Genomic DNA, 25,559 nt, shown 5'->3' with positions numbered 1-25,559 from the left:
GCCGGGTGTCCTTCTTTCTAAAAGCACGTGTTGGTCAGAGGGGTGCGCATTGGCCGTTGGTGGCCACGAGTTCGCGGATGGCCTGCTCGTTCCCCTCGCGCTTGAACTGGTTCAGCATCTCTTCGGTGATCGGCTCACCGGCAGGCGTTGTGGTCACCGGCGTGAAGTCCGACGGCGGCGGCGTGGGCACCTGCAAGGTCACCGGTGCTGCGGGGCCGGCTGCCGTCAGGCCGGTGCCGACGCCGGCATATTGCGGCTGCAGCGCGTCATCGGGTGCCGCGGCCGGCGACGGCTGCGAACCCGTGCCACTGAGCAGTTTCCTGACCCGGTCGTGGATAACGTCGAAATCCGGCGCTGTGGAGAAGGACGCGTCGAAGTCCGGCGGGCCGATGGTGAGACGGCTGATGTCCTGGCCCTTGGCCTTCATCGCGAGGTCCACGAAGCTGCCCAGCTGGCTGGAGGAAATGTTGGAGTCCACCACCTTGGTGCCGGCGTTGGCGATGTCCTCGAATTTGGCGAGCAGCGTGGCCGGGTCCAGCTGTTTGAGCATCGCCTGCTGGACGCACTGCTGCCGCTGGATCCGTGCGTAGTCGTCCACGAACTCGCGGGACCGGCCGTACCAGAGTGCCTGGAAGCCGTTGAGCTTTTGGTCGCCGGCCGGAATCCAGCCGTCCGGCATGCCGTGGATGCCGTTGGCTTCGTCCACCATCGGTCCGCTGATGGGGACCCAGCCGCCGGCCTTGATCCGGATGCCGCCCATCGCGTCAATGAGCTTGGCGAAGCCGTCCATGTCCACGAGCACGTACGCCTGGACGGTGATGCCGAGCGTTCCCGAAACTGCCTCGAGGGTGGCCTGGGCCCCGGGGTCGGCAACATCGGGGTACAGGTCCTTGTGATTGTTGGTGACCTCGGTGTTGATGGCATTGATGAGGCAGTCGTTGCCGCAGTTGTAGCCGTCGGGGTAGATCTGCAGCATCGGCGAGCCCTCGCTGAAGCGGGCGTTCTGCAGGTTGCGGGGGACGGAAATGATGGCCGTCTTGCCGGTCTCGGCGTCAACGCTGAGGACGGACAGGCTATCGGGGCGCCGGCCGGTGCGGTCGGCGCCGGCGTCACCGCCCATCATGAGGAAGTTGTAGCGGCCGTCCACAGGCTCGATGGCGGGGCCGCCGGCAAAAATGCTGCCGATGGCGTTCCGGCTGATGTTGAGCAGGTAGGCCGCGTAGCCGAGGGAGCCGCTGCTCACCACCATGGCAAGGGCAAGAGCGACGACGACCACCGGCCGCATGCGTTTCGCCAGCAGCACGGGCCGGATCAGCCGCAGCGTGTTGATGAACAGCACCGCCCAGCCGACCGCCAGGGCGGCCAGGACCAGGACGATGAGCAGGGAGGCCACCGGGTTGGCGACAATGTTGATGAGCAGCGTCCGGGCAGTAAACAGCAGCACCAGGGCCAGGATGGCGAGGGCCCATACGCTGAGCGTCACGCGCAGGGCAATGCGCCCCAGCTTCCGGTCACCGGCCGCGACCTGGGCGCTGCCGGGCACAAACAGCGTGAGGAGGATCAGCAGGAAAGCGCGTTTGGTCCGGGCTGATTCATTGGCGCTGGCCGGATACCGGACAGGGTCCGTCAGGAGTCCGTCGGTTGGCAGTTTGGTGTTGGACATGGGCCCTTCCCTAGCGGCTGCCCCGCGGAACAACGTTACCTTCGGCGAAGACTTCGTTGACCTTCTGCCGGAGGTTGGCACCCTTCCGGCTGGCGACGTCGTTGAGCTCCTGCGCGAAGTCCAGGAGGTCGCCGCGGAGGCTGGCCGCTAGGTCGTCCGTGCCGGCGGCGAGCATCCGTACGGCAAGCAGGCCCGCATTCCGGGCGCCGGCGATCGAAACTGTGGCCACGGGGACGCCCGCGGGCATCTGCACAATGGACAGCAGCGAATCCATGCCGTCCAGGGTCTTGAGCGGGACGGGCACCCCGATGACGGGAAGGGGAGTGACGGAGGCCAGCATGCCCGGAAGGTGGGCGGCGCCCCCGGCCCCGGCGATGATGACGCGCAGGCCGCGCTCGTGCGCCGTCTGGCCATACCGGATCATCTCGGTGGGCATCCGGTGGGCCGAGACGACGTCGGCCTCGAAAGGAATGCCGAACTCGGCCAGCGCGTCAGCGGCAGCCTCCATGACGGGCCAGTCGGAGTCCGAGCCCATGACGAGGCCTACGAGAGCATCCGTTTCCTGGTTGGCGGGGGATTCGGGGTTCATGCGTTCTCCTCGGTTAGGCCGGATGGCATGGGTAAGCCGGTTGCCGTGCCGGACGGCCTGCCGTTCCGGATGATGTTTGCCACGGTCGAGGCGCGTTCACGCAGCCCGTCAACGTCCGCCACGCTGGCGCCCACGAGGTTAACGTGGCCGATCTTCCTGCCAGGACGAACGGATTTTCCGTAGCAGTGGACCTTGGCCGCAGGCTCCGCGGCGAGTGCTGCCGGGTAGGCGGAAAACAGGTCCGTGTTCTCACCGCCCAGGAAGTTCTTCATCACAACAACGCTGCCGAGCACGTCCGTGGCGCCCAGCGGCAGGTTCAGCACCGCACGCAGGTGCTGTTCAAACTGGCTCGTCACCGAACCGTCCTGGGTCCAGTGACCGGTGTTGTGGGGGCGCATCGCGAGCTCGTTGATGAGGAAGCCGGAGCCCGAACCTGGCGTCTCGAAGAGTTCCACGGCCATGACCCCGGTGACGCCCAGTTCGTTGGCGATCCTCAGGGCGGCATCCTCGGCCGCCGCGGCGACCTCGAGCGGAATGTCCTGCGCGGGGGCGATCACTTCGTCGCAGACGCCGTCGACCTGGATGGTGTGGACCACGGGCCAGGCGCGCGAGTCGCCGTCCGGTGTGCGGGCCACCAGGGCGGAGAGCTCGCGGCTGAATTCCACCTTGGCTTCGGCCAAAAGGGGGCTCATGGCCTCAAACCAGTCGGCCGTCTCCGCGGCCTCATCGGCGGATCCGACGATCCGGACGCCCTTGCCGTCGTAGCCGCCCCGTGGGGTTTTGAGCACCACGGGCCATCCGGTCTTGTCGCCGAAGGCAATGAGGGCTTCCACGTCGTCCACGGACGCCCATTCCGGGTTGGGCAGCTCGAGTCGGTCGATCGCGGCGCGCATCACGAGCTTGTCCTGCGCGTTGATGAGGGCATCGGGTCCGGGCTGGACGTTCACTCCCGCCGCAATTAGTTCATGCAGATGTTCTGCCGGAACGTGCTCGTGGTCGAAGGTCATCACGTCCAGGCCCTGCGAGAACTCCAGCAGCGCAGCCAGGTCCTTATAGTCGCCGACGGGGGCGTTGGGCACGGCCGAGACCGCCGAAACGTCTTCGCCTTCAACCAGGATGCGGAGTTCGAAGCCTAGGGCTGTAGCGGCAGGGGCCATCATGCGGGCTAGCTGGCCGCCGCCAACTACGCCGATTACTGGAAAAGTCACATCTTCCAGACTACAGAAAAGGAGCGCCGTTACCGGCTTTCGTGATGCGGGAGCCTGTGAGTGCCGTTAATTTCGACGGCGGAGCGGAGCTCCGGTGCTTCCCTTCGCCGCGCGCTCGTTGGGGCCGCCGCCGCCCGCCGGTTGGAGCCGCACCGGGCAAGACGGGCTAAAATGGGACCTTGGCCCATCGGCCCAACAACCAGACGGCCATGGAGGGTCATGATTAACACGCTTTCAGATCGCATCCGGGGGCTTGCCTCGCTTTTCTGGCGCGAGGTGGCAAAGTTCGGTGCCGTTGGCGGTGTGGCATTCGTCATTGACTCGGCTGTTTTTATCTGGCTTTTCACCGGCCCAATGCACGGCAGCGAGGTGTGGGCGAAGGCCATCGCCACCGTGGTGGCGAGCATCTTCTCGTGGATCGCCAACAGGTTCTGGACCTTCCGCCACCGCAAACAGGCCAACGTCCTCCGCGAGGCGCTGCTGTTTGCCGTGATGAATTTCGTGGGCCTGCTTATCGCCTCGGGCTGCGTCTGGTTCGCGAAGTACATCCTGGGCCTCAGCGACAAGCCGTCCCTCTTCATCGCCGGCAGCGTGGTGGGGCTGGTGCTGGGAACCATCTTCCGCTTTTTCGCCTACCGCTTCTGGGTCTTCAACGAGGAACTGGACCAGGAGCCGGAGTTCTCCCACGACCACGAGCTCATCGAGGGCCATCATCACCACCGGACCTCGGTCCCGGTCGGAAGCGATTCCGCAGTCCGCGACACCGCAGTTCACGACTCCGCAGTACCGGGGAAGCCGGGATTGCGGGACTCCGGCGCTGGGGGGACCGACCTGCCGGTCAGGCCCGAGTAGCAGGACCCTGGTGATTTAGCAGAGCCGGCGATTTAGCGGAACGGGTGATCGGGCCGAGCCGCTGAGTTAGCAGAACGCGGTCAGTCGCCGTGCACCCGCTCCGCGGCGAGCAGATTCTCCGTCAGCTCCACGTCCCCGTGCACCAGCACCACCGAGCCGTCGTTCTTCCAGGCCCCCAGCGCGTTCGCGAGGGCCGACTCCAGCCCCTCGTCGGCGCGGACCAGCAGACGGGCACCGGCCTCATGCCCGGCCGCAAAGTTCTCCAGCAGGTCCGCGTGGCGGACTGCATCTCCGTTTGAGCTGCGCAGTGCCGGATGCTCCGGGTTTGGGTCTTCGTGGGGCATGAAAACGTCCCCGTGGGAGCGCACTTCGGCTGCATAGTCGATCACCCCGGCCGGAAGATCGCCTGGCCACTTCATGGCAAGGGCCGGGAGCGGCACTGCCACAACGGCGTCGAACCCCTGTTCGGCTTCCTCCGGTGCAGCAGTCGCGAGAACGTCTGCGCTGTTGCTGTCCAGGACAACCTCCATCCCGAGCTGCCATGCGGCCAGTGCCCAGATTATGGATTTCCAGTGCGCCGGAAGGTCGAGCCGGAGCCGCATTCCGGGTGTGGCATCGAGTTCATCCTGCAAAAGGTTGCTCGTCTTGGCCACCCAGTTGTCCAGGACGCGGCCCGAGAGCTCCACCCGTTCAGCGTCCGGGCCGTACCAGGTCAGGCGGGGGGAGGTGGAGTGGCCTGAGCGCAGGGCCGTCAGCAGGGCAGTGGCCGGGATGTTCATGGCTACATCTTGCCACGCAGGTCTGCAGTGTCTACTGGAAGAAGACTGGCTGGCAGAAGACTTGCCTGCCAAGGACTCGGCTGGCTGGGGAGACGGCGGCTGTCCAACTGGCGTGGGTGTCCGAGTGCGCATGGCCCCAAAGCGCACCTTCGCGTTCTGGCCGGAGCAACTATGACGTCCGCCACAGCTTTTATTAACGTCACTGGAGTAATCGCGGCGTTTTCCGCGGGATTGCACCTCCGAGGGGTTAAACCCTAAGCTTGCTGTCAAATTCCGCGTGCCTTCCTGCCGACACCCAAAAAAATTCCCGGGCGTGGCGCGGCGGCTGAATCGCCAATGAGTTGATTATTATCCGTCCGCGGCTTGACTCACATTAGTTACACGCGTGTAATTAGATATCGAAAAGCCGCCGCGAAACCTTGGCACACAAACCTAGTGTCCTGAGTCTCCGGGCAGGGGCTGACCACATTCAGGAGGGAACGCCATGGGGCAAGCTGAGCGTATCCATGAAGAAGCCGTTGTAGCCAGCCAGGCCACGGCGAAGTACCGTTCACGAGGGGTGCCGAGTGACTGGTATGTCGATCCGGCGGACCCGGATGCCGCCGAGCGGTACAACCTGGACACCACTGCGTCTTTGCAGGATCAGGCTACTGCCTTCCTTGCGCAGCATGAGGCGCTGCTGGGCGGGGGGTCGGACCATGACGAGGACCCGGACGATCCCCCCATGGAGCTCCTGGCTCCGGAGGCCGGAACCCTGACGCAGCCCGTGTGGATCGGTCTTCCCCGTACAGAGGACTTCGATGACGAAGGTGAACTCGGCTGGCAGACGGATGCTCTGTGCGCCCAAACCGACCCGGAAGCGTTCTTTCCCGAGAAGGGCGGCTCCACGAGGGACGCCAAAAAGGTTTGCGGGGCCTGCAACGTACGGTCCCAGTGCCTTGAGTATGCACTGGCGAATGACGAGCGGTTCGGCATCTGGGGAGGCCTCTCCGAGCGTGAGCGCCGTCGGCTGAGGAAGCGGGCAGTCTAATTCTTCAGGAAGTACACGTCACTGCTGTGGTGGTAGCCCACAACGGCAGTGATTATCTCCCCAGGACCCTGGCGGCGCTGGCGGACCAGACCCGGCCGGCTGATGTCGCCCTCGGGGTGGACGCCGGTTCGCATGACAGCTCTGCTGCTCTCCTTGAACGCGAGCTCGGGCGTGGCAACGTCACCCGCGCAGCTTCCGGGAGAGCGGGAATGGGGGCTGCCGTCAGTGCGGCCCTCGCCGCGCTGGCCCCGTGGGACCCGGAATCCCCGGGCGCGGCATCGGAGTGGATCTGGTTAATACACGACGACGCCGCCCCCGCACCGGAAGCGCTCGCCGAGCTGCTGCACGCCGTTGAGCGGGCTCCTTCCGTCACGGTGGCCGGCTGCAAACAGCTGGACTGGGACGCGCCGCGCAGACTCATCGACGTCGGCCTTTCCACGAGCCGGTGGGCCGAACGCCTCACCCTGATCGAGGCGGACGAGCTTGACCAAGGCCAATACGACGGCCGCTCCGACACTTTTGCCGTCAACTCAGCGGGCATGCTGGTCAGGCGCGATGTCTGGGAGCAGCTGAACGGGTTCGACCCGGCGCTTCCCGGAACCGGCGACGACGTCGACTTCTGCTGGCGAAACCGCCTTGCCGGACACCGCGTGGTGGTCGTACCCAGCGCCAGAATGTTCCACGTAGCCCACCGTCCCCATGCCCTGGGCAATGCTTCGGCGGCGCGCCGGGCGCAGGTCCACCTCCGGCTGAAGCACGCCCCCCTGTGGCTGGTCCCTGTGCATGCAGTGGGAGCCTTCCTGGGCAGCATCTTCAAACTTGTGTTCAGCATCGCCGTGAAGGATCCCGGCCACGGCTTCTCCCAGCTTCTGGCCACAGTCGCGGCGCTGGGCCGTCCGGCGTCCATTTTCCGTGCCCGGCGCAATGCCGCCCGCACGCGCCGCGTCCGGCGTTCGGTAGTCAACGCGCTGCAGACTGAACGCCGCGAAGTGTGGAGCCACCGCCGCTCACTCATGGAGGCCCTGGGCGCCGAAGACAGCCAGGCGGAAGGCGAGAGCCGTGATTCCCTTGCCGATCAGCCGACCGGCGACTCTACTGACGACTTCGCCGCGCTGGCTACCAACGAACGGGGCTGGGTGGGCAACGGAGCCCTTGCCGCCGTCATCATCGCCTGCGTCGCCTCCTTTGCCGGCCTGGCGGGGCTCTTCCGTGCGGAAGCCGTGTCCGGCGGTGCGCTCCTGCCCGTCTCCGCAAACCTGGAAGAGATCTGGCACCGTGCCTCAGGCTGGTGGATCGGGCTGGGGGCAGGGCTTCCCGGGCACGGGGACCCGTTCGGTTACGTCCTGTGGATCCTGGGCGTGCTCGGCGGAGGCAACGCCAACGGAGCTGTTGTGTGGCTGCTCCTCCTCGCCATGCCGCTGTCCGGCCTCACCGCGTGGTTTGCCTCCGGCGCGCTGACCTCACGCCGCAGGCTGAGGCTGGTGGCCGCCCTCGTGTGGGCCGGAGCTCCGGCCCTGCAGGTTGCGCTGAACCAGGGACGGATCGGAGCGCTGCTTGCCCACCTCCTGATGCCGCTGCTGGTCCTGGCCCTGCTGCGGGCCACGGGCACGGCCATCGGGCGCGGCCGCTACGGTGCGCCGGCACAGTCCGAGGGGCGCGTGGCCGAGAAACCGCCCGTGAAGCCGGGCGTCAACGGAACTCCCTCGTGGACGGCGGCAGCGGCGGCGGGACTGGCGCTGGCCGTGGTCACGGCCAGCACGCCATCGCTGCTGGTGCCGGCCGCCGTCGTGATCATTGTTGCGGCCCTCCTGCTGCGGAGTAGGGGCCGCACCCTGTGGTGGGCCCTCCTGCCGAGCGCTGTGCTGTTCATCCCCTTTGCGCTGTCCACACTGGACCGTCCCCGCGCGCTCTTGGCCGACCCGGGAATGCCGCTGGACTTTGACGCCGCCCCTCTCTGGCAGCAGGTGCTGGGCCAGCCGCTGAGCTTTGACGCTGCGGAGGGGTTGTCCGGCCTGGCACCGTTCGCCGCCGGGACCGTGCCATGGGCACTGCTGTTGGCCCTCCTCATCGGGGTGCCGGTGCTGGCGCTTGCCGTGGCCGCGCTGTTCCTGCCTTCCCCGCGGGTGCGCGTGGCGCGTGCCCTGTGGGCAGCGGCCCTGATCGCGCTGGCGGGCAGCTGGCTCGCCTCGCACGTCGCCACCAGTGTCGGAGCCGGATTCCTTGTGCCGCCGTTCCCCGGCGCCGCCGTCTCCGCCGCGGTCTTCGCTTTCCTCGGGGCGGCCCTGATCGGCGGGGAAAGCCTGCTGGCCCTCGCAGGCGCACCGGGTTCCGCAACACCGGGTCCCGGAACCACGTCTCCTGCGCGCGTCCCATCAGGACGGCGCGCTGCCCTGGCCCGTGCAGCGGCCACCGTCACGATCACACTCCTGGTGGCGGGGCCGGTGGCCGGGCTCACGGCGTGGACAGCCCAGAACGTCGTGCAGCCGTCCGCCTCGGCCCCGGTGGAGACGCCGGCGCTCGGCACGCCCAGAATGGTGGCAGCCGCTGATCCGCGGACGCTGCCGGCCACCGCGATTGACCGGGGCGAAGGACCGGAGCAGACCCGGACCCTGCTGATCCAGATCGGTGAGAATGAAACTTATGGCGCCTCGCTGATGCGGGGCGGGGGCACCACCCTTGATGCCCTTTCCACCATTGCCTCTGCCCGCGACATCCGCGGCCTGCCGGGCGAAGAAACAGTCCGCGACGATGACGAAGTGACGGCTGCCCTGCGCACCGCCGTCGCCACCGTGGTCGCGGGGCACGGCGTGGATCCGCGGCCTGAACTCGAGCGGCTGGGAGTGGGCTTCGTCGTCCTGCGCTCCACTGACACCGCGGCCCAGTTGACCGCGAGCCGAATGGACGCAGTCCCGGGCCTCGTGTCTGTTGGTCCCACCGATGCCGGCTGGCTCTGGCGCGTCAGCCTGCTTAACGACCGGGTCCTGAAGCCGGCCGACGTCGCCCACCGGGCACGCATCGTCGATGCCAAGGGTGCCACCACAAACCTGCTGCCCTCGGAACTCACCCGAGTGGAGACCGCCGTACCGAAGGGGCCCGAAGGCCGGCTCCTGGTCCTTGCCGAACGTGCGGATCCGGGCTGGACGGCATGGCTGAATGGCCGGAAACTGACGTCCACCACGTCCGGATGGTCCCAGGCTTTCACGCTGCCCCCGCAGGCCGGAGAGGTGACGGTCCGTTATGAGAACCCGTGGGCGCTGTGGACGGGCATTGTCCAGGCAGCAGTCATCGGACTGACCGTCCTGCTGGCACTGCCCATGCCGGCCCGGCGCCCCAATACCGGCCTGTCCAGGGACGAAGGCTCCCTGCGTAAGGAATACCAGAATGCATAAGGAAGAGAACGGCGCCGCTGCGGAGAATGCGGGAGTTCCGGAAGCGGCCGCTGCTCCGGCAAGAGCAGCTGCTCCTACAAAATCGCGCGCCCCCAAAAAATCGAGGGCTCCAAAAAAATCCGGCCGTTCCGCAAAAAGCGGTGCCGCAAAGAGCCGCTCTGCCAACGGTGCCACAGCCCTTAAACGGGACGGCCGTCCCGCCCGCCGTTCAGCCGCCGTCGGCCTGCTTTCGGCAGTGGCGCTGCTTGCGGCCGGGGGTGGCATGGTGGCGGCAGCGTCGTTCGCGCCCGAGCCTTCCGGCCGACAGCAGCTTGAGGTGCCCCTGGCCTCCGTCCCGGCCGGCGCCAGCCAGGACGTCTGCCCCGGCCCCGCCAAGCTGCTCGAAGGCACGCCCGTGGGAACAGATCCCCAGTTCAGTCCGGAATCGGCCACGGCCCGGAGCACCGTTTCGGCGGCGGTGGTCGGCGCCGCCGGGGCACTGCTCCCGGGCAGCAGGCTCTCCGCACTTGGCGGTTCGGAACTGGAGCTGATCGCAAAGGATCCCGGCTCCGCTAAACCCCCGGCGGGCGCCTCGGCACAGCTGGCGGGAGTCATCGCCGGAACCCCCGTGAAGGATGTCACCGTTCTCGGCGCCGATGCCCAGGGCAATCGGCAACCTGCCGCGGCCGGCGTCATGGCGTACTCCGCAACCGATGGCGACCTGCAGGGGTCCGCGGCCGCCGCGTGCCAGGAACCGCTCAATGACCTCTGGCTGACAGGGGCGAACACGGCCGTCGGGCGCAGCAGCGTGCTGCATCTGACCAACGCGTCAACGACGCCGGCGACCGTGAACCTTGAACTGTTTGGCAAAGACGGCCAGATCAAAGCCCCCGGCAGCCGCGGGCTCCTGGTGGCGCCCGGAACCACGCGTTCCATCGTGCTCGCCGGTCTGGCCCCTGGCCAGGAACGACTGACCGTCCACGCCCGCAGCACCGGCGGCCCGGTCAGCGCTTTCATCCAGCAAAGCGTCCTTCGCGGTCTCACTCCTGGCGGAGTCGATTACATCGCCCCGGGAACGGCGCCTTCGGCGCTGCAGGTCATGACCGGACTCGACATCCAGGACCCCGCCGGCAGCGAGGACCTGTCAAAGGAAAGCGGCTTCAGCGACGCGGCGCCGGCGCTGCACATCACCGTCCCGGGCCCTGTTGACGCAGTGGTGGAAGTCAACGTCTTCGGCCGCGGCGGGCAGAAAGCCCTGCCTGCGGGCGGTGTGGTCACGGCCAAGGCGGGAACGGTGACGGAACTACCCCTCACCGGACTGCCGGCAGGGCAGTACACGGTCTCGGCAAGCTCGGATGTGACGATCGTTGCAGCAGCGCGCGCCACCCGCGGTCTGAAGGCCTCCCAGCCCACGGACTTCGCCTGGGCGCCGTCGACGGGCAGGCTCGGCAGCCAGCACGTCGTTCCCGTCCCGCCGGGCGGAGAGCGGTTCCTCGTCATAGGGGCGCTGGGGGAGCGCGCCACCATCTCGTACACGCCTGTCACAGCTGACGGAAAGGTGCGTACGGCGGCCACAGCGGATATCGCCGGCGGCACCACGTCCTCGTTGCAGGTGCCGGAGCAGATCGACAAGTCCCCGGTGGTCGCCTACCTGGTTTCCGCCGCCGGCGGCGCGGCGTATGGCGCGGTGCTCCTGGAAAAGGACGGCAGGAACGACGTCGCGACCGTCGCCGTCACGCCCGGCGCGGAAGGGCAGGAGAAAGTTCCGGTAACACTGGGCTACTAAGGGGCCGGGCTACTAAGGGGGGCACGCCAATGGGGTGCCCGGGCTGCAGGTCAGTAGCCGGGCTGCGAGTCAGTAGCGCCGGCGATAGACCGGGTCCAGTGTTTCAGGTGCAACGCCGAGCATCTCAGCGGTGTGCTCCACCACCACGTCATGCACCAGGTCCTGGAGTTCCTCCTTGACGGGGCATCCCTGCTCCACAACCCTGCGGTAGAGGGTAATGATCGGGCCCTCGTCCTCGGTGGCGGGCGTGTAGCAGCCCATGGGCGCCGGAGACTTATCCGCGGCGAGCTGTTCAAGGTTCGGCGGGATCTCATCCACGGCAAACCGTACGCCGTCGAGCGGCTTACCCCAGATGTCGTGGAGCCGCTGGGCAGAATCCATGACCAGTTCGTCAAACCGGTCCGAGCGGGACCTGTAGGCGGGCAGCGTGGGCAACATGAGTTCCCCGCGAAGGCCGCGCCCGTGGCGGTTGCGCCGCCGCTGTGCAAAGCTGCGCCCGGCTGCCGGACGGGCGGCGTCCTGGGGAGCCTCGGGGTCAGCCAACCGGACCGTAAAACCCGAATCTTGGTGCGATGACTGCATATACAGACTCTAAACCCGGCGGATGATTTGCGCGACATAATCGCCGGAGGCAGCGGCACCGCGTCAGCACCACGTTGCCCGGTGCGCCGATGTCCTGATCGCAGGGCGGTCGGAGTATTCTGTGATGTTGTGGGTGCTATCCGTCAATGTTCCAGGTCAGCCTGCCGCCAGTCCGCGGTGGCCACTTTGACGTACGTTTATGCGGACTCAACAGCGGTGCTGGGGCCGCTCGCCACCTACGCCGAACCGCACTGCTACGACCTCTGCGGACAGCACGCCGACTCGCTCACCGTTCCCCGGGGCTGGGAAGTCCTGCGGCTCGCCATGCCGTCCCAGCCGCCACAGCCTGGCCCTGACGATCTCCTGGCCCTGGCAGACGCTGTCCGGGAGGCGGCGGCGAGGCCCGCAGCGACCGGACCGCAGCAGGGTCAGCGCAACGCCCATTCCACGCTCGAAGCGCCCGCGGGATCCGAAGGAACCCGGCGCGGACACCTGCGCATCCTGCGCGAGCCGTCCTGATCCCATCTGGCGGTAGGCTGGGATCTGCAAATCCTTCAGCCACAGCGCGCCTTTTCGCCCACCAGGGAGCATCCATCATGCCAAAGATCAGTCCTGACCTGTTGTCCGTCCTGCGGTGTCCAGTCACCGGCTCGGCCCTGATCCAGGAAGGCGAAGAACTGGTTTCCACAGCCACGGACGGCAACGGCGACAAGCTGCGCTACGCGATCGAGGACGGTATTCCTCTGCTCCTTCCTCCGGAACTGCTGGCCGCGGCGAACGCCGCCCGTTCAGACCAGCATGACGGCCCCGGCCAGAACCCCGCAGCACCGGAAACGCCGGCAGCGCCCGAAGTGCCCACAGCCTAAACCTCCAGCCCGCACCGCAGAAGACGCCGGATACAGCAAAGGACTCCCATGACTCTCGATTACAAGGTCGCCGACATTTCCCTCGCGGAGGCCGGGCGCCACCAGATCCGCCTGGCCGAGCACGAGATGCCGGGCCTCATGTCGCTCCGCAAGGAATTCGGCCCGAGCCAGCCGTTGAAGGGCGCGCGCATCGCCGGTTCCCTGCACATGACCGTGCAGACCGCTGTCCTCATCGAAACCCTCACCGCCCTGGGCGCCGAGGTCCGCTGGGCGTCCTGCAACATCTTCTCCACGCAGGACGAAGCCGCTGCCGCCGTTGTGGTCGGCACAGGCACTGTCGACGACCCCCAGGGCGTTCCCGTCTTTGCCTGGAAGGGCGAGACCCTGGAGGAATACTGGTGGACGGCCGAACAGATCCTCACCTGGCCGGGTGCCGACACAAACCCCGAGCTTGGTCCGAACATGATTCTCGACGACGGCGGCGACGCCACCCTCCTCGTGCACCGCGGTGTTGAGTTCGAGGCAGCCGGCGCCGTACCGGTCGCCGCCGAGAACGACCCGGAGGAATACGGCATCGTGCTGGACCTCCTGCGCCGGACCCTCGCCGAGGACCCGAAGAAGTGGACGCGGCTAGCCGCCGGAATCCACGGCGTCAGCGAAGAGACCACCACCGGCGTCCACCGCCTCTACCTGCTCGCGGAACAGGGAAAGCTGCTGTTCCCGGCCATCAATGTCAATGACTCCGTGACCAAGAGCAAGTTCGACAACAAGTACGGCATCCGTCATTCCTTGCCGGATGGCCTGAACCGGGCCACCGACGTGCTGATCGGCGGCAAGGTCGCCGTCGTCTGCGGTTACGGCGACGTCGGTAAGGGCGCCGCGGAGGCCCTCCGCGGCCAGGGCGCCCGCGTCATTGTCACCGAGATCGATCCCATCTGCGCACTGCAGGCAGCCATGGACGGCTACCAGGTGGCAAAGCTTGAGTCCGTGCTGGCCCAGGGCGACATCTTCATCACCACCACGGGCAACAAGGACGTCATCATGGCCGAGCACATGGTGGGCATGAAGAACAAGGCCATCGTAGGCAACATCGGCCACTTCGACAACGAGATCGACATGGCAGGCCTTGCCCGCGTCCCGGGCATCCGCAAGATCGAAATCAAGCCCCAGGTGCACGAGTGGGTCTTCGAGGGTGACGCCGCGGAGGGCTCCGACGCGCGGTCGATCATCGTGCTTTCCGAGGGCCGCCTGCTGAACCTCGGCAACGCGACGGGCCACCCGTCGTTCGTCATGAGTAACTCCTTCGCCAACCAGACGATTGCGCAGATCGAGCTGTTCACCAAGAAGGACCAGCCGGAAGCCGAACGGGAGTACCACAACCAGGTTTACGTCCTGCCCAAGATCCTGGACGAGAAGGTGGCACGGCTGCACCTGGATGCCCTCGGTGTGGAACTGACGGAGCTGTCCAAGGACCAGGCCGACTACCTTGACGTGGACGCAGCAGGACCCTACAAGCCGGAGCACTACCGGTACTAGCAGGGGACTGCCCGGCGCCGCCCTCCGGACAGGCCGGTCCCGCCCGTGCGATAAAATTGAGTGGACAGCGCTTCTGCTGGGCACTAGGACGGACGTGGGCGGACGGCCCGGCGGGGGACATGGAGAACCAGTCTTGACCAACAAGGACAACCGGAAGATCGGCAAGATTTTGGCAGTGGCAGCGCTCTGCGCTGCCGTCGCTGCCGGTGGAATTGGCGTTGCCACAGCACCGGGCTGGGCCAAGCCTGCACCGGAGTCGGAAGCCTCCACCCCTGTCCGCAACGAGCCCGGCCTGGCTGCCCCGGTGGTGAAGGCCGTGGAGTTGGGCGTCACACCCACCGACGGCGCGAAGGCCGTCAACCCTGCCGTGGCACCCTCCGTCAAGGCCGTAAACGGCAAGCTCAAAGACGTTCTCCTGGTCCCGGCGGCAGGAGGCGAGCCGGTCAAGGGCAGCATGAGCGCCGACGGCAGCACCTGGACCGCGCTGGACCCGCTCCAGTTCAATTCCGCCTACACCTACAGCTTCACGATTGTTGATGAAGCGGGCCGCGAGACCAAGAAAACCCAGACGTTCACCACGGTCGAAACCGCCAACGAAGCCGACGCCGCCGTGTACCCGGAGAACGGCTCTACGGTGGGTGCAGGGCAGCCCATCGAAATCGTGTTCAGCGAGCCCGTCGTCAATAAGGCGGCGGTGGAGAAAGCCGTGAAAATCACCGTCTCCTCCAAACAGCCCGTTGCCTGGCACTGGTATTCGGACCAGCGCGTACGCATCCGCCCGGAAAAGTTCTGGGCCTCCAACAGCCAGGTCACCGTTGACATGAAGCTGTTCGGTGTCGATTTCGGCAACGGCATGATCGGCAACTTCGACGCCAAGGTGCAGTTCAAGGTCGGCCCCCAGCGGCTCGCCGTCGTGGACGACACCACCAAGACCATGAAGGTCTACTTCGACGGGAAGCTCGTCAAGACGGCGCCTGTGACCCTTGGCGATCCCGACTGGCTCTCACCCACCGGCTACGCAGTCATCATGGAGCAGGAACGCCGCTCCAAGTTCAACGCCGGAAGCATCGGGCTCAAGCCCGGCGACAAGGGCTACTACCCGCCGCTCACCGTCGAATACGCCAACAGGCTCACCTCCTCCGGCGTTTACGTCCATCAGGCACTCGAGTCTGCCTGGGGCGCCGTCGGCAAGTACAACGTGTCGCACGGCTGCGTGGGCCTGCTTCCCGCCGACGCCGCGTGGTTCTTCAGCAACATGAAGACCGGGGATGTCGTCCAGACCCTCAACACCGGTGCGCCCGCCGTCGAACCGCTCGAAGGCTACGGAGACTGGAACATTCCGTGGGCGCAGTACGCCAAGCGCTAGCCATTAGTTCAGCGGGTTATAACGAAATAGCGGCATGATTCCGGCGGCCGGAGTTTCACCTCGCCGTGCCGGATGAGCGGGCGGTAGGCTCTTCAGGAGATACACAGCGTTGCCCGGTCACGGCCTGGAGCGCGGACGCCTACGGAAGTGAAGCTGCAGTGAACGACAATACTTCGATCCCGTCCAGACGGCTCGATCCGCAGCCGGAATCTGAAGGTCCGGCGTTTGATACTGCCCAGGATCCGGACGAGCCTGCCTTCGAATGGATGAAGGCCGCAACTCCCGCCGGCTCTTCCCAAGAAGGCGACGCGGCTGGCCACGGCGAGGCATCCGGCGCTTCGGCACCCGGCGGTCTGTCAGGTACAGGCTCGACGGCGGCAGGTCCGGCCGGTGCCGTTCAGCCCGGCAGCCGGGCCGACCGTAAGGCGGCAGAGGCTGCCGCCGCAGGGGAGACGTCCGGCACGGACGCGTCCTACATTCCAACGCCGGCGAGCAAGGCATCGGACCGGAATGGGCCGGTCCGGGATGGGTCGGACAGCAAAACCGCGGCATACACTCCCGCTCCGGGCAGTACAGCGCTGGACGGCCCAACCTCATCCTCCGACCAGTCTTCCGGCGGCCACTTCAGCGAACCGCTGCCGACCTCGGCCCTCCAGATCCGCCCTCCGCAGGAAGACGTGGAACGCCGGAACGCCGAACGCGAGCAGGCGGCCAGGGCAAAGCCCGTGTTGCCCCGTGTCATGCAGGTCCTGCTGGCCGTCTTCTTCCCTGTGGTTCTCCTGGTGTTGGCCGTGCGCGCCGTCACCAGTCCGCTCTTCCTCTGGGTGGAGTACCACCGCCCGGGTTTCCCGGGCGACGGCTACGGGTTCAATGCCGATGACCGCATGACGTACGGCTCCTACGCCGTGGACTACCTCAGCAACTGGTCCGGTCCGCGCTACCTGGGCGAGCTGGTGAACCGCAGCGGAGAGAAGCTCTTCCAGGACGGCGAAGTCAGCCACATGGCGGACGTGAAGCTCGTGATCCTCTCAGCCTTCGGCGCAGGCGCGCTCCTGGCAGTCCTCTGCATCGTGGCCATCATCTACCTCCGCCGCCGCAGCAACGGCGGGGTCCGGCGCGGCCTGTTTGCCGGCTCCATCATCACGCTCGTGCTGATCATCGGCCTCGGTGTGCTGGCCTTCCTCGGCTGGGAGCAGTTCTTCACCGAGTTCCACCGGATCTTCTTCGCCAGCGGCACGTGGACCTTCGCCCTGCAGGACACGCTGATCCGGCTGTTCCCCGGACAGTTCTGGATCGATGCCGGCATTGTCATCGCCGCGCTGGTGCTGCTGACCGCCGTCGTCACCCTGATCCTGACTTGGCCCACCCGCCGCCGGCGGGGCCTGCCGAAAGCTGTGAAAAAGGGGCGGAAGGAACGCCAGGACGACGCCGAATCCGACGCCGAGGACCGGCCGGTCGCGCTGTAAAGCAGTAGGTTCACCCTCAGATCCAGGAGGGCATCCACATCCTGACCCGCCAGTCCTGGTAGGGGATGACCTCCGCGGTCCATACGGGATAGAAGAACGCCGAGAGCAGAACCGCCCCCACCAGGAAGAGCACCAGTCCATACAGCCCGGATCGCCTGCGCCACAGGGGATCCGTGCTGCGTCCCAGAACCAGGCCCAGGCAGTACACCAGTGCCAGGATCAGGAAGGGCTCGAAGGACACGGCGTAGAAGAAAAACATCGTCCGTTCCGGGTACAGGAACCACGGCAGGTAGCCGGAACCCACAGCCGCCAGCACGGCGCCTGCCCGCCAGTCGCGGCGGCCGGCCCACCAGAACAGCAGCACGACGAGCGAGATAGCGGCAGCCCACCAGATCAGGGGGTTGCCGACCGACAGGATCGCCGACGTGCAGTTGGATACGTCGCAGCCCGCAGTGCCCCGCGGCGGGGACTCGTAGTAGAAGGATGTGGGCCTGCCCATCACCAGCCAGCTCCAGGCGCTGGCCTCGTAGGGGTGCTCCGAACTGAGGCCCTGATGGAACTTGTACGCCTCAAGGTGGTAGTGCGCCAGCGAGCGGACGCTGTCCGGGAGCCAGCCCCATTCCAGGTTCGGGTTGGTTGTGGCCCACTGCCGGTAGTAGGCATCCGTCGAGCGGAACCATCCTGTCCAGGTGGCAATGTACGTCACGGCCGCCACGGGGACGATGCTTGCAAACGCGAGCAGGCCGTCCTTGATGACGCCGGCGCTGATCCAACCCCTGATTCCCGCGGCGCGGCGCGCGCTCAGATCCCAGAACACCGTCAGCAGCCCGAAGCCCGCCAGGAAAAAGAGTGCCGACCACTTGGTGCCGCATGCCAGGCCGAGGCAAACTCCGGCGAGGATCCGCCACCAGCGGATTCCAAGCCAGGGGCCGGACAGCAGCTGGAGCTGGGACGGCATGCCTGTGGGGGACCCGGCCGCCTGCCTGGCGAGCCGGACCGCCAGCCGGCGCCGGCCGTCGTCGCGGTCCAGCAGCAGCGCACCGAACGCGGCCAGAACCCAGAACATGAGGAAAATATCCAGCAGCGACGTCCGCGACAAGACCAGATGGTGGCCGTCGATGGCGAGGAGCAGTCCCGCCGAAGCGCCCAGGAGAAGGGAGCGGAAGAGTTTCTGGGCGATGAGGGCCACCAGGGCTATGGACAGCGCACCCGTAAGCGCCGCCGAAAAGCGCCAGCCCAGCGGGTTGTCCGGACCGACAAGCCACATGCCGGCGGCGATCATCCACTTGCCCACGGGCGGGTGCACTACGTATTCGGGGGAGTCCAGGAGCACGTTGGGGTTCCCGGCGTTGAACGCGTCGTTGGCCTTCTCCGGCCAGCTCCGCTCGTACCCGCTGATGAGGTACGAGTAGGCGTCCTTGACGTAGTACGTTTCGTCGAAGACCAGGCTGCCCGGCACCTCCAGGCGGGCGAACCGCAGGACGCCGCCCACCGCGGCGGTCAGCGCCGGTACCAGCCAGAACCACAGCCTCAGCGACGGCGGGTAGTCCCGCCAGCTGCGGATGTTCCCGATGAGGCGGCCGGTCAGTGCCTCGTAGGTGAACGCTTCCCGCGGGCGGGTAATCCAGTTGTGCCTCTCGCCGGCGCTGGCACTGGTTTCGGCGGCCGAAGCCTGTGTACGGGCGGAACCGGCCGTGTCAGGCCGCACGGAGGTCTGCGTCACGTGCCCATGCTACCGTTTGCCGCTGTAGGTTCCTGCGGCTTGCCCTGGGCATTCCATGCCCTGTCCTGTTTGGCCGCACCCTGTGGGCTGCGGGGTCTGCGCCGGACCGCGGCCGGCAGTAGGCTGGGTGGGTGGATCAAGAACCCAGCAGCGCGCAGACCGGCACCGACGAACAGGACACCGGCCGCGGCCTTCCCGGAAGCCCGGGCCGGATCGTGCTGGCCGCCACACCCATCGGCAATGTCGGTGACGCTTCCTCCCGGCTGGTTGAGCTGCTGGCCACCGCCGACATCGTGGCCGCGGAGGATACACGCAGGCTGCACAGGCTCGTGCAGAGCCTGGAAGTCACCGTAGCTGGCAGGATCATCAGCTATCACGAGCACAATGAGGCCACCAAGACAGCCGAGCTGCTGGACCAGGTCCGCGCGGGCAAGACCATCGTCATGGTGACGGATGCCGGCATGCCTGCGGTTTCTGATCCGGGTTTCCGGCTCGTTGAGGGAGCCGTTGCCGCGGGACTTACGGTCACGGCCGTTCCTGGCCCGTCAGCCGTCCTCACCGCCCTGGCTCTCTCGGGGCTCCCCACCGACCGCTTCTGCTTCGAGGGATTCCTGCCGCGGAAAGCCGGCGAACGGGCCTCCCATCTGGCCGATCTCGACGCCGAGCGGCGCACCATGGTCTTCTTCGAGGCGCCGCACCGCCTGGAGGCCATGCTCCGTGCCCTGCATGAGCGGTTCGGGCCGGACCGCAAGGCTGCAGTGTGCCGGGAACTGACGAAGACGTACGAGGAAGTCCTGCGCGGAACACTCCGCGAACTGCTGCAGTGGGCCGAGTCGAATGAGATCCGCGGGGAAATAGCGGTGGTGGTGGGCGGCGCACCGGAGCGGCCGCCGGGAGCCCCGGAGGACAACGTGGCCGCCGTCAATGCGCTGGTTTCGGGTGGGCTCCGCCTCAAGGACGCCGTTGCCGCCGTTGCTGAAGAGGCGCGGGTCAGCAAGCGTGAACTGTACGCTGCTGTGCTGGCTGCCCGGTAACCAAGCGCAGGCGCGAAACTCCAGAAACGACGGACTTTCCTGCTGTGCAGCTGCACAGCAGGAAAGGGAATGCGTAGTGCGCGCATGCGTAGACACTGGTTGGAGCCGGGCAGTAGCGTGGCCTTAAACCAGCCGCATGTGCAGCAGTCCACAGGGGCCCGCTGCGGTGGCTGCACCAATTCGCAATCCGATTGCCGACGAGGGAGTCACCGTGTCCGTAACCACACAATCCACTGTTACCGCAGAGCGCGAAAGCCAACTGCTTGCTGCTGTTCCCACTGGCCTGCTGATCAACGGTGAGTGGCGTCCGGCCGCGTCCGGCAAGACGTTCGACGTCGAGGACCCTTCCACCGGCAAGGTCCTGGTGAGCATCGCCGACGCCGGGGCGGAGGACGGCAAGGCGGCCCTGGACGCGGCGGCAGCGGCCCAGGAGTCCTGGGCGAAGGTTCCGCCGCGGGAACGGGGCGAAATCCTGCGCCGGGCCTTTGACCTGGTCACCGAGCGGGCCGAGGACTTCGCGCTGCTGATGACTCTGGAGATGGGCAAGCCCCTCGCCGAGGCCCGCGGCGAGGTCACCTACGGTGCGGAGTTCCTGCGCTGGTTCTCCGAGGAAGCCGTCCGTGCCTTCGGCCGGTACTCCACCTCCCCGGACGGCAAGTCCCGCCTGCTCGTTACCAAGAAGCCGGTGGGCCCGTGCCTGCTGATCACACCGTGGAACTTCCCGCTCGCCATGGCCACCCGCAAGGTCGCCCCCGCGGTCGCTGCCGGCTGCACCATGGTGCTCAAGTCCGCTAACCTGACGCCGCTGACCTCCCAGCTGTTTGCCTCGGTCATGCAGGAGGCCGGCCTGCCCGCCGGAGTGCTGAACGTCATTCCGACCTCCACCGCCGGGGCCACCACGGGGCCGCTGATCAAGGATTCCCGGCTGCGCAAGCTCTCCTTCACTGGTTCCACCGAGGTGGGCCGCCGGCTGCTTGCGGATGCCTCCGAGACTGTGCTGCGCACGTCCATGGAATTGGGCGGCAACGCACCGTTCCTGGTGTTCGAGGACGCCGACGTCGACGCCGCCGTCGCCGGAGCCATGCTCGCCAAGCTGCGGAACATGGGCGAGGCCTGCACGGCCGCGAACCGGTTCATCGTGCACGAATCGGTCGCCGACGAATTCGCCGAGAAGTTCGCGGCCAAGATGAAGGATATGACCACCGCCCGCGGCACCGACCCTGAGTCGAAGGTGGGGCCGCTGATCGATGCGAAGAGCCGGGACAAGGTCCACGAGCTGGTCAGCGACGCCGTTTCCTCCGGTGCCAGCGCAGTCCTCGGCGGGGCGCCAGTGGACGGGCCGGGCTACTTCTACCAGCCCACCATCCTCAAGGGCGTCACTGAAGGGACCCGGATCCTGTCCGAGGAAATCTTCGGCCCGGTCGCGCCGATCATCACCTTCAGCAGCGAGGACGAGGCTGTCCGTCTGGCCAACAACACCGAATACGGCCTGGTGGCCTACGTGTTCACGAAGGACCTGAACCGCGGCATCCGGATGGGCGAGCGGCTCGAAACCGGCATGCTTGGCCTGAACGCCGGCGTCATCTCCAACGCCGCCGCGCCGTTCGGCGGGGTCAAGCAGTCGGGCCTGGGACGCGAAGGCGGCCTGGAAGGCATCGAGGAATACCTCTACACGCAGTACATCGGCATCGCCGACCCGTACGCCGGCTAGCCGTCCCGCAGCCGCCTCAGGCCGTCGCGTGCACCTGCCCAGGAGCCCGCGACGGCCCGTCCGGCGCGGGCTGCTGCCCGGCCCAGGGCCCGGAAGGGCGATCCGGCGGTGTGGCCCCAGCGGGCCATGACCGACGGCGGCAACCACTCCGCGCGCAGCCGTCCCAATACTCCGGCATTGCGGCGCAGCACCTTCCGCACGGCAGCTATGTTTTCCGCCCAGGCGTTTTCTCCACCGGCGTTTTCTGCGCCGGCACCCCACCCGCCAGAGCCGGCGGCCGGCACGGCACCCGGCCGCCCGTACTCGTGGCGCTCATAGGCTGCCGTCAGGTCTTGCACCGCGGCCTCAGCGGCGCGCTCTGCTGCAGACTGGCCCTCTGCTGCAGGCTGTCCGGGGACTGCCCGGGCAGACGCCTCCGCCACCCGGGTCTTTGCGGTCCGCGGGAGCGCAAGGAAGCTCCGGAGCCGCGCAGAAAACGCCCGGGGTGTCTCACTGGAATTTGGGGGAACGCCATAATCCGTCGCCAGGTCCCGCAGCTCTGACCAGGCGAGCGGTGCCGGATCAAATCCCTGTCCCGGGTCCGGAGCCCGCAGGCGGCGGGACCGCACGCTGGTGCGGACCAGCCGGGGAGAAGCGGCGATCAGGAGCAGTACGAGCACCCCGGCGGCGCCGTAAATCACCACGAGGGACTGGTTGCCTGCCTGGGGCTCCCCGCCCTCGGGAAGGGGAAGCGGAGCTGGTGGCGTCACGGGTGGCGGAACCGGTCCGCTTGTGGGCAGCAGTCCGTCGTTGCCGTCACTGGTGCCGGCGCCGCCCGAAGAGGGGTCCTGGGCATAGGCCGGCACGACGCCGCGTGAGGGAGTGGGCTCGAAAGGCACCCACCCGAGGCCCTGGAAGTACAGTTCGGGCCAGGCATGGGCGTCCCTGGCGTCCACCTCGAACTCCGGAAGTGCTCCCTGGCCGGGCACAAACACTGTGGCACCCGTAAGCCGGCCGGGCGCGTAGCCCACGGCGATCCTGCTCGGGATTCCTTCAACCCTGGCCATGACGGCCATGGCGGACGCGAAGTGGATGCAGTATCCGCTCTTCTGGGTGAGGAAGTCCGCCAACACGGACAGCCCGTTGCCGTCATACCCGCCCTGAATCGGTGATTCGAGGGAGTAGGTGAAGTCCGCGGAGCGCAGGAACCTCTGGAGTGCCATCGCCTTCTCAAAGGCAGTCCTGCTGTTCGAGGTCACGGAATCGGCGGTGGTACGGACGATTTCGGGGACGTTGGCGGGCGGCCGGACGAATTCCTCGGGAATCCCGCTCACTGCCGCCGATGACTGGTCCAGCAGTTCCGTTGTCAGTTTCGGGGCCGTCGACCGGACCAGATACTGCTGGTTGCGGGAGTTGGTGTCGGTGCCCTTGATGCTCAGGGTCGCCGGATCCCAGCTCCACCGGCCGCTCAGGCCGTTGACAGCTTCGGGTGCGTAGGGAGCCGGGAGGTACGGGCTGGTGAAATCACCCGTGTTGACGGCCGTGACCGTGCGGACCTGCTCCGGGGCGAGGATCTCGTGGCCTGTCTCCATCCGCCCGGGGCCGGCCCTGCGGGCGGCATCGCGGTCATCTGGTGACCAGGCCTCGCCGTCGAACCTGTCCACGGTCACGGAGCGCAGGTACAGCGGAGTGGCGGCGTTCGTGGCGTACGTGATCCGGCCGTCACCCGTGGGGCGGCGGAGGCTGTTGCCCAGGCTGATCATCGGATTCAGGCCGCTCGAGGACGCCCACGGATTCAGCCGTGAACCCTGCGGGAACGTGCCCTGGTCAAAGCCCGGGATCACGAGCTGCAGAACCAGCGTAGTCACGAGGGCCACGGCACCGGACAGGGCCGCCCGCTTGGCCTGCCCGGGGTTTCGCGAGGTGTCCGCCTGGATGCGGGCATCCGGGGAGAACCATTGGCTGCACGCGAGAATGAGCAGGAATCCGATGGCTGTCCCGAGGAATCCTGCGACCCCGATGCTTTGCGGCTTGATCATGGCCGGCACCACTAGCACCGCCAGCAGACCCAGGCCGCTGGTCGCCGGCATGCCGAGAGGAAGGGCAAGGGCGTCCACCAGGATCACAACCAGCCCCAAGGCGGCGCATGTCACCAGCACAATGCCGGCATTTGGGGCCACCGGCGAGCTTTCTGACAGCACGGTCTCGCTGGCCCGCCGCAGGTGCCTGCCCAGCGCCGTCATGGTTGCGTCCGTGGGAATGAAGCCTGCGAGATTGTCGCGGCGGAAAAATGTGAAGCCCAGGATGAACAACAGCGCCACGAAGCCGCCCAGCGTCACCAGCAACGGCTGGGCCCGCAGGGCGCGCAGTCCGGCCATCGTCAGGGACACCACAAGGATGGTCGTTAGCACCGGCAGGTACCAGGCCCAGCCCCTCAGCACCCCGTTGAGGGAGAGCGCGGCGCCGGCCACCCCGACGGCCACCGCTCCCGACATCGCCCAGGGGTATGCCCCCGGGCCCGGGCGCCGGGTACGGCGGGGTGTTGCGGGGGGCGGTTGTTCAGCAGAGCCGTGCTGACGTTGGGGAGCCAGTGTCACCGTGCCACCTCCGCACCGCGGCGCACATCGGCAGCCGCAGCTGCCACAGTGGCGTCGCCCTCATCGAAATATGTCCACGCGGCAGGCAGGGAGGTGGCCGCATCCACAGCTACGGCGCGCCACCCGCCCTGGCGCAGGGCCTCAAGAAGTTCGGCAGACTCGGAGGTCCTGTCGGTCATGACCATGGCAAAAGCGTTTGCCGCGTAGCCGGCCGCCGGCGCCAGCGCGCGTGCCTCGGCCAGGGATATTTTGCCAAGGAGTGCCAGGACCGGTCCGCGCATCCGGTGTGCCGCGAGCTTGTCCATGAGCAGGTCGTCGAACACTGCCTGCCCGGACTCGCCGGCCGCCGGGTGCTCCCGGCGGACCGTGTCATGCTCGCGCCGCAGGTGGTGCTGTCCGGTCAGCTGGATGGCTGCAAGGCTTTCTGCAATGGATTGAAGTCCTGCTGCGCCTCTATATTCCTCACTGTCGGGTTCCGGTGCTGAGGGGGAGCGGCGGAACCCGGGCTCACCCGCGGCGTCCAGGAACCGGAGTGCATAGTTCCGTTCCGAAAGGTGGGCGCTGACGGACATGGCGGCCGTTACGGCCCACTCGAAGGTGTCGCTTCCGACGAGGTGGCCGCCATCGTCGCCGGCGCCGCTGAAAACCGGACCGAAGCCGGAGGAGTGGGCGGCGAACCGCTGGTCGAGGATAACGGTCGCCTCGGGGGTGGTCACGGACTCCTCCTGCCGCACCATGAGGGCGCCGTGACGGGCAGTCGCGGGCCAGTGCACGCGCCGCATTGGATCGCCGTGGCGGTATTCCCTGGTCATGACGTCATCGTCACTGGGGTTGGCCCGGATCCGCGTCGCAGTGATCCCGTCATTTCCCCTTGCGCCGGCGAGCCCTGTCGCGGGAAGTTCGACGGCGGCCGGCGTCACGGTGAGCGTGTCGCCGTCGTCAATCGTGTGCCTGTGCAGCGAAAGCCCGAACGGATCCGTGAATTCCGCCGTCACCGGTCCGATCGTGAACTGTCCGCGCCGCCCGGAGCGCAGACGGTACTCGTAGCGGCTGGTTCCGCCGCTGGCCGACCTGGCAGGAAAATGGAACGCCGGGGATTCGCCGAACCTCGACGGGAGCCGCTCCTCCATGATGACCCTTCCGGTGCCCGGGCCCGTCCTGGCGACGGCCAGCCGTACGGTGGTGACAGAATCGGTCTCCACCGTGGAGGGGCTGAACTCCCGGTAGACACGGAACCTGGGCTTGACCAGCCGGATCCCGGCGAGCGAAATCAGCGGCACAACCACCAGGAAGACGCCCAGGGCGAGCAGGTCCCGGCGGCCCATCACCTGGGCGCAGAGCAGGGAAACGATGCCCGCGGCTATGAGTCCCCAGCCGCGTGTGGTGAAGAGGTGTCGGGGGAGGCGGTCACGCAGTGCCACGGC

At 67.2% G+C, this 25,559-nt stretch carries 19 protein-coding genes; 11 read left to right on the top strand and 8 right to left on the bottom strand.

Going from position 1 to position 25,559, the window contains the following annotated elements; genetic code table 11:
• Nucleotides 1-34 precede the first annotated feature (34 nt).
• The 3 genes from ACIP9X_RS11045 to ACIP9X_RS11035 are packed head-to-tail and all read right to left on the bottom strand — an operon-like array spanning nt 35 to nt 3,412.
• Nucleotides 35-1,663, bottom strand: coding sequence for an LCP family protein (locus ACIP9X_RS11045; RefSeq protein ID WP_400479773.1), 1,629 nt, complete (start codon nt 1,661-1,663; stop codon nt 35-37).
• Nucleotides 1,664-1,673: 10 nt separating this feature from the next.
• A complete protein-coding gene (gene purE / locus ACIP9X_RS11040; RefSeq protein WP_400479772.1) occupies nt 1,674-2,252 on the bottom strand; it encodes a 5-(carboxyamino)imidazole ribonucleotide mutase in 579 nt (192 codons plus the stop codon).
• Nucleotides 2,249-3,412 (bottom strand): 5-(carboxyamino)imidazole ribonucleotide synthase, encoded by a 1,164-nt coding sequence (locus tag ACIP9X_RS11035; protein ID WP_400479887.1) that lies wholly within the window; start codon nt 3,410-3,412, stop codon nt 2,249-2,251. Before ACIP9X_RS11035 ends, purE begins: the two co-directional genes overlap by 4 nt.
• A 267-nt stretch (nt 3,413-3,679) precedes the next feature.
• Between ACIP9X_RS11035 and ACIP9X_RS11030 the strand changes: the two genes are divergently transcribed.
• A complete protein-coding gene (locus ACIP9X_RS11030; RefSeq protein WP_400479771.1) occupies nt 3,680-4,312 on the top strand; it encodes a GtrA family protein in 633 nt (210 codons plus the stop codon).
• 80 nt (nt 4,313-4,392) lie between these two features.
• Here the strand turns inward: ACIP9X_RS11030 and ACIP9X_RS11025 are convergent, their stop codons facing one another.
• Nucleotides 4,393-5,091, bottom strand: a complete 699-nt coding sequence (locus ACIP9X_RS11025; protein ID WP_400479770.1) for a TIGR03089 family protein — start codon at nt 5,089-5,091, stop codon at nt 4,393-4,395.
• A 484-nt stretch (nt 5,092-5,575) separates the two neighbouring features.
• Between ACIP9X_RS11025 and ACIP9X_RS11020 the strand changes: the two genes are divergently transcribed.
• From ACIP9X_RS11020 to ACIP9X_RS11010, 3 genes are read left to right on the top strand one after another with little or no spacing between them, the layout of a single operon-like run.
• Nucleotides 5,576-6,121, top strand: a complete 546-nt coding sequence (locus ACIP9X_RS11020) for a WhiB family transcriptional regulator (RefSeq protein ID WP_400479769.1) — start codon at nt 5,576-5,578, stop codon at nt 6,119-6,121.
• Nucleotides 6,122-6,150: 29 nt separating this feature from the next.
• Nucleotides 6,151-9,510 (top strand): glycosyltransferase, encoded by a 3,360-nt coding sequence (locus tag ACIP9X_RS11015; protein WP_400479886.1) that lies wholly within the window; start codon nt 6,151-6,153, stop codon nt 9,508-9,510.
• Nucleotides 9,503-11,275 carry a DUF5719 family protein gene (locus ACIP9X_RS11010; protein WP_400479768.1) on the top strand — a complete coding sequence of 591 codons (1,773 nt, stop codon included), beginning with the start codon at nt 9,503-9,505 and terminating at the stop codon, nt 11,273-11,275. The genes ACIP9X_RS11015 and ACIP9X_RS11010 overlap by 8 nt, the downstream gene beginning before the upstream one ends.
• A gap of 69 nt (nt 11,276-11,344) precedes the next feature.
• Here the strand turns inward: ACIP9X_RS11010 and ACIP9X_RS11005 are convergent, their stop codons facing one another.
• A complete protein-coding gene (locus ACIP9X_RS11005) occupies nt 11,345-11,857 on the bottom strand; it encodes a metallopeptidase family protein (protein ID WP_400479767.1) in 513 nt (170 codons plus the stop codon).
• A gap of 129 nt (nt 11,858-11,986) precedes the next feature.
• Between ACIP9X_RS11005 and ACIP9X_RS11000 the strand changes: the two genes are divergently transcribed.
• From ACIP9X_RS11000 to ACIP9X_RS10980, 5 genes are all read left to right on the top strand, one after another.
• Nucleotides 11,987-12,376, top strand: a complete 390-nt coding sequence (locus ACIP9X_RS11000; protein ID WP_400479766.1) for a DUF3499 domain-containing protein — start codon at nt 11,987-11,989, stop codon at nt 12,374-12,376.
• 77 nt (nt 12,377-12,453) lie between these two features.
• Nucleotides 12,454-12,723, top strand: a complete 270-nt coding sequence (locus tag ACIP9X_RS10995; RefSeq protein ID WP_400479765.1) for a Trm112 family protein — start codon at nt 12,454-12,456, stop codon at nt 12,721-12,723.
• Nucleotides 12,724-12,771: 48 nt separating this feature from the next.
• A complete protein-coding gene (gene ahcY / locus ACIP9X_RS10990) occupies nt 12,772-14,259 on the top strand; it encodes an adenosylhomocysteinase (protein WP_400479764.1) in 1,488 nt (495 codons plus the stop codon).
• Between the two features lie 133 nt (nt 14,260-14,392).
• Nucleotides 14,393-15,625 carry an Ig-like domain-containing protein gene (locus ACIP9X_RS10985; RefSeq protein WP_400479763.1) on the top strand — a complete coding sequence of 411 codons (1,233 nt, stop codon included), beginning with the start codon at nt 14,393-14,395 and terminating at the stop codon, nt 15,623-15,625.
• 158 nt (nt 15,626-15,783) lie between these two features.
• Nucleotides 15,784-17,091, top strand: a complete 1,308-nt coding sequence (locus ACIP9X_RS10980) for a TIGR01906 family membrane protein (RefSeq protein ID WP_400479762.1) — start codon at nt 15,784-15,786, stop codon at nt 17,089-17,091.
• 16 nt (nt 17,092-17,107) lie between these two features.
• Here the strand turns inward: ACIP9X_RS10980 and ACIP9X_RS10975 are convergent, their stop codons facing one another.
• Nucleotides 17,108-18,814 (bottom strand): dolichyl-phosphate-mannose--protein mannosyltransferase, encoded by a 1,707-nt coding sequence (locus ACIP9X_RS10975; RefSeq protein WP_400479761.1) that lies wholly within the window; start codon nt 18,812-18,814, stop codon nt 17,108-17,110.
• Between the two features lie 212 nt (nt 18,815-19,026).
• On the opposite strand from ACIP9X_RS10975, the gene rsmI reads away from it, so the two are divergent.
• Together rsmI and ACIP9X_RS10965 are read left to right on the top strand one after the other, a co-directional pair.
• The gene (gene rsmI / locus ACIP9X_RS10970; protein WP_400479885.1) at nt 19,027-19,848 is read left to right on the top strand and encodes a 16S rRNA (cytidine(1402)-2'-O)-methyltransferase; all 822 of its coding nucleotides are present in this window, start codon (nt 19,027-19,029) and stop codon (nt 19,846-19,848) included.
• Between the two features lie 211 nt (nt 19,849-20,059).
• The gene (locus ACIP9X_RS10965; protein ID WP_400479760.1) at nt 20,060-21,559 is read left to right on the top strand and encodes an NAD-dependent succinate-semialdehyde dehydrogenase; all 1,500 of its coding nucleotides are present in this window, start codon (nt 20,060-20,062) and stop codon (nt 21,557-21,559) included.
• Here the strand turns inward: ACIP9X_RS10965 and ACIP9X_RS10960 are convergent.
• Together ACIP9X_RS10960 and ACIP9X_RS10955 are read right to left on the bottom strand one after the other, a co-directional pair.
• Nucleotides 21,556-24,135, bottom strand: coding sequence for a transglutaminaseTgpA domain-containing protein (locus ACIP9X_RS10960; protein WP_400479759.1), 2,580 nt, complete (start codon nt 24,133-24,135; stop codon nt 21,556-21,558). The genes ACIP9X_RS10965 and ACIP9X_RS10960 overlap by 4 nt on opposite strands.
• On the bottom strand, nt 24,132-25,556 hold the full coding sequence (locus ACIP9X_RS10955) for a DUF58 domain-containing protein (protein WP_400479758.1): 1,425 nt from the start codon (nt 25,554-25,556) through the stop codon (nt 24,132-24,134). The genes ACIP9X_RS10960 and ACIP9X_RS10955 overlap by 4 nt, the downstream gene beginning before the upstream one ends.
• Nucleotides 25,557-25,559 lie beyond the last annotated feature (3 nt).

The organism is Arthrobacter sp. NPDC093125 (genome assembly GCF_044754225.1).
Lineage (GTDB): Bacteria > Actinomycetota > Actinomycetes > Actinomycetales > Micrococcaceae > Arthrobacter.
Note: the sequence above shows the minus strand (reverse complement) of the source record. Positions and strands in the feature narration are given on the sequence as shown.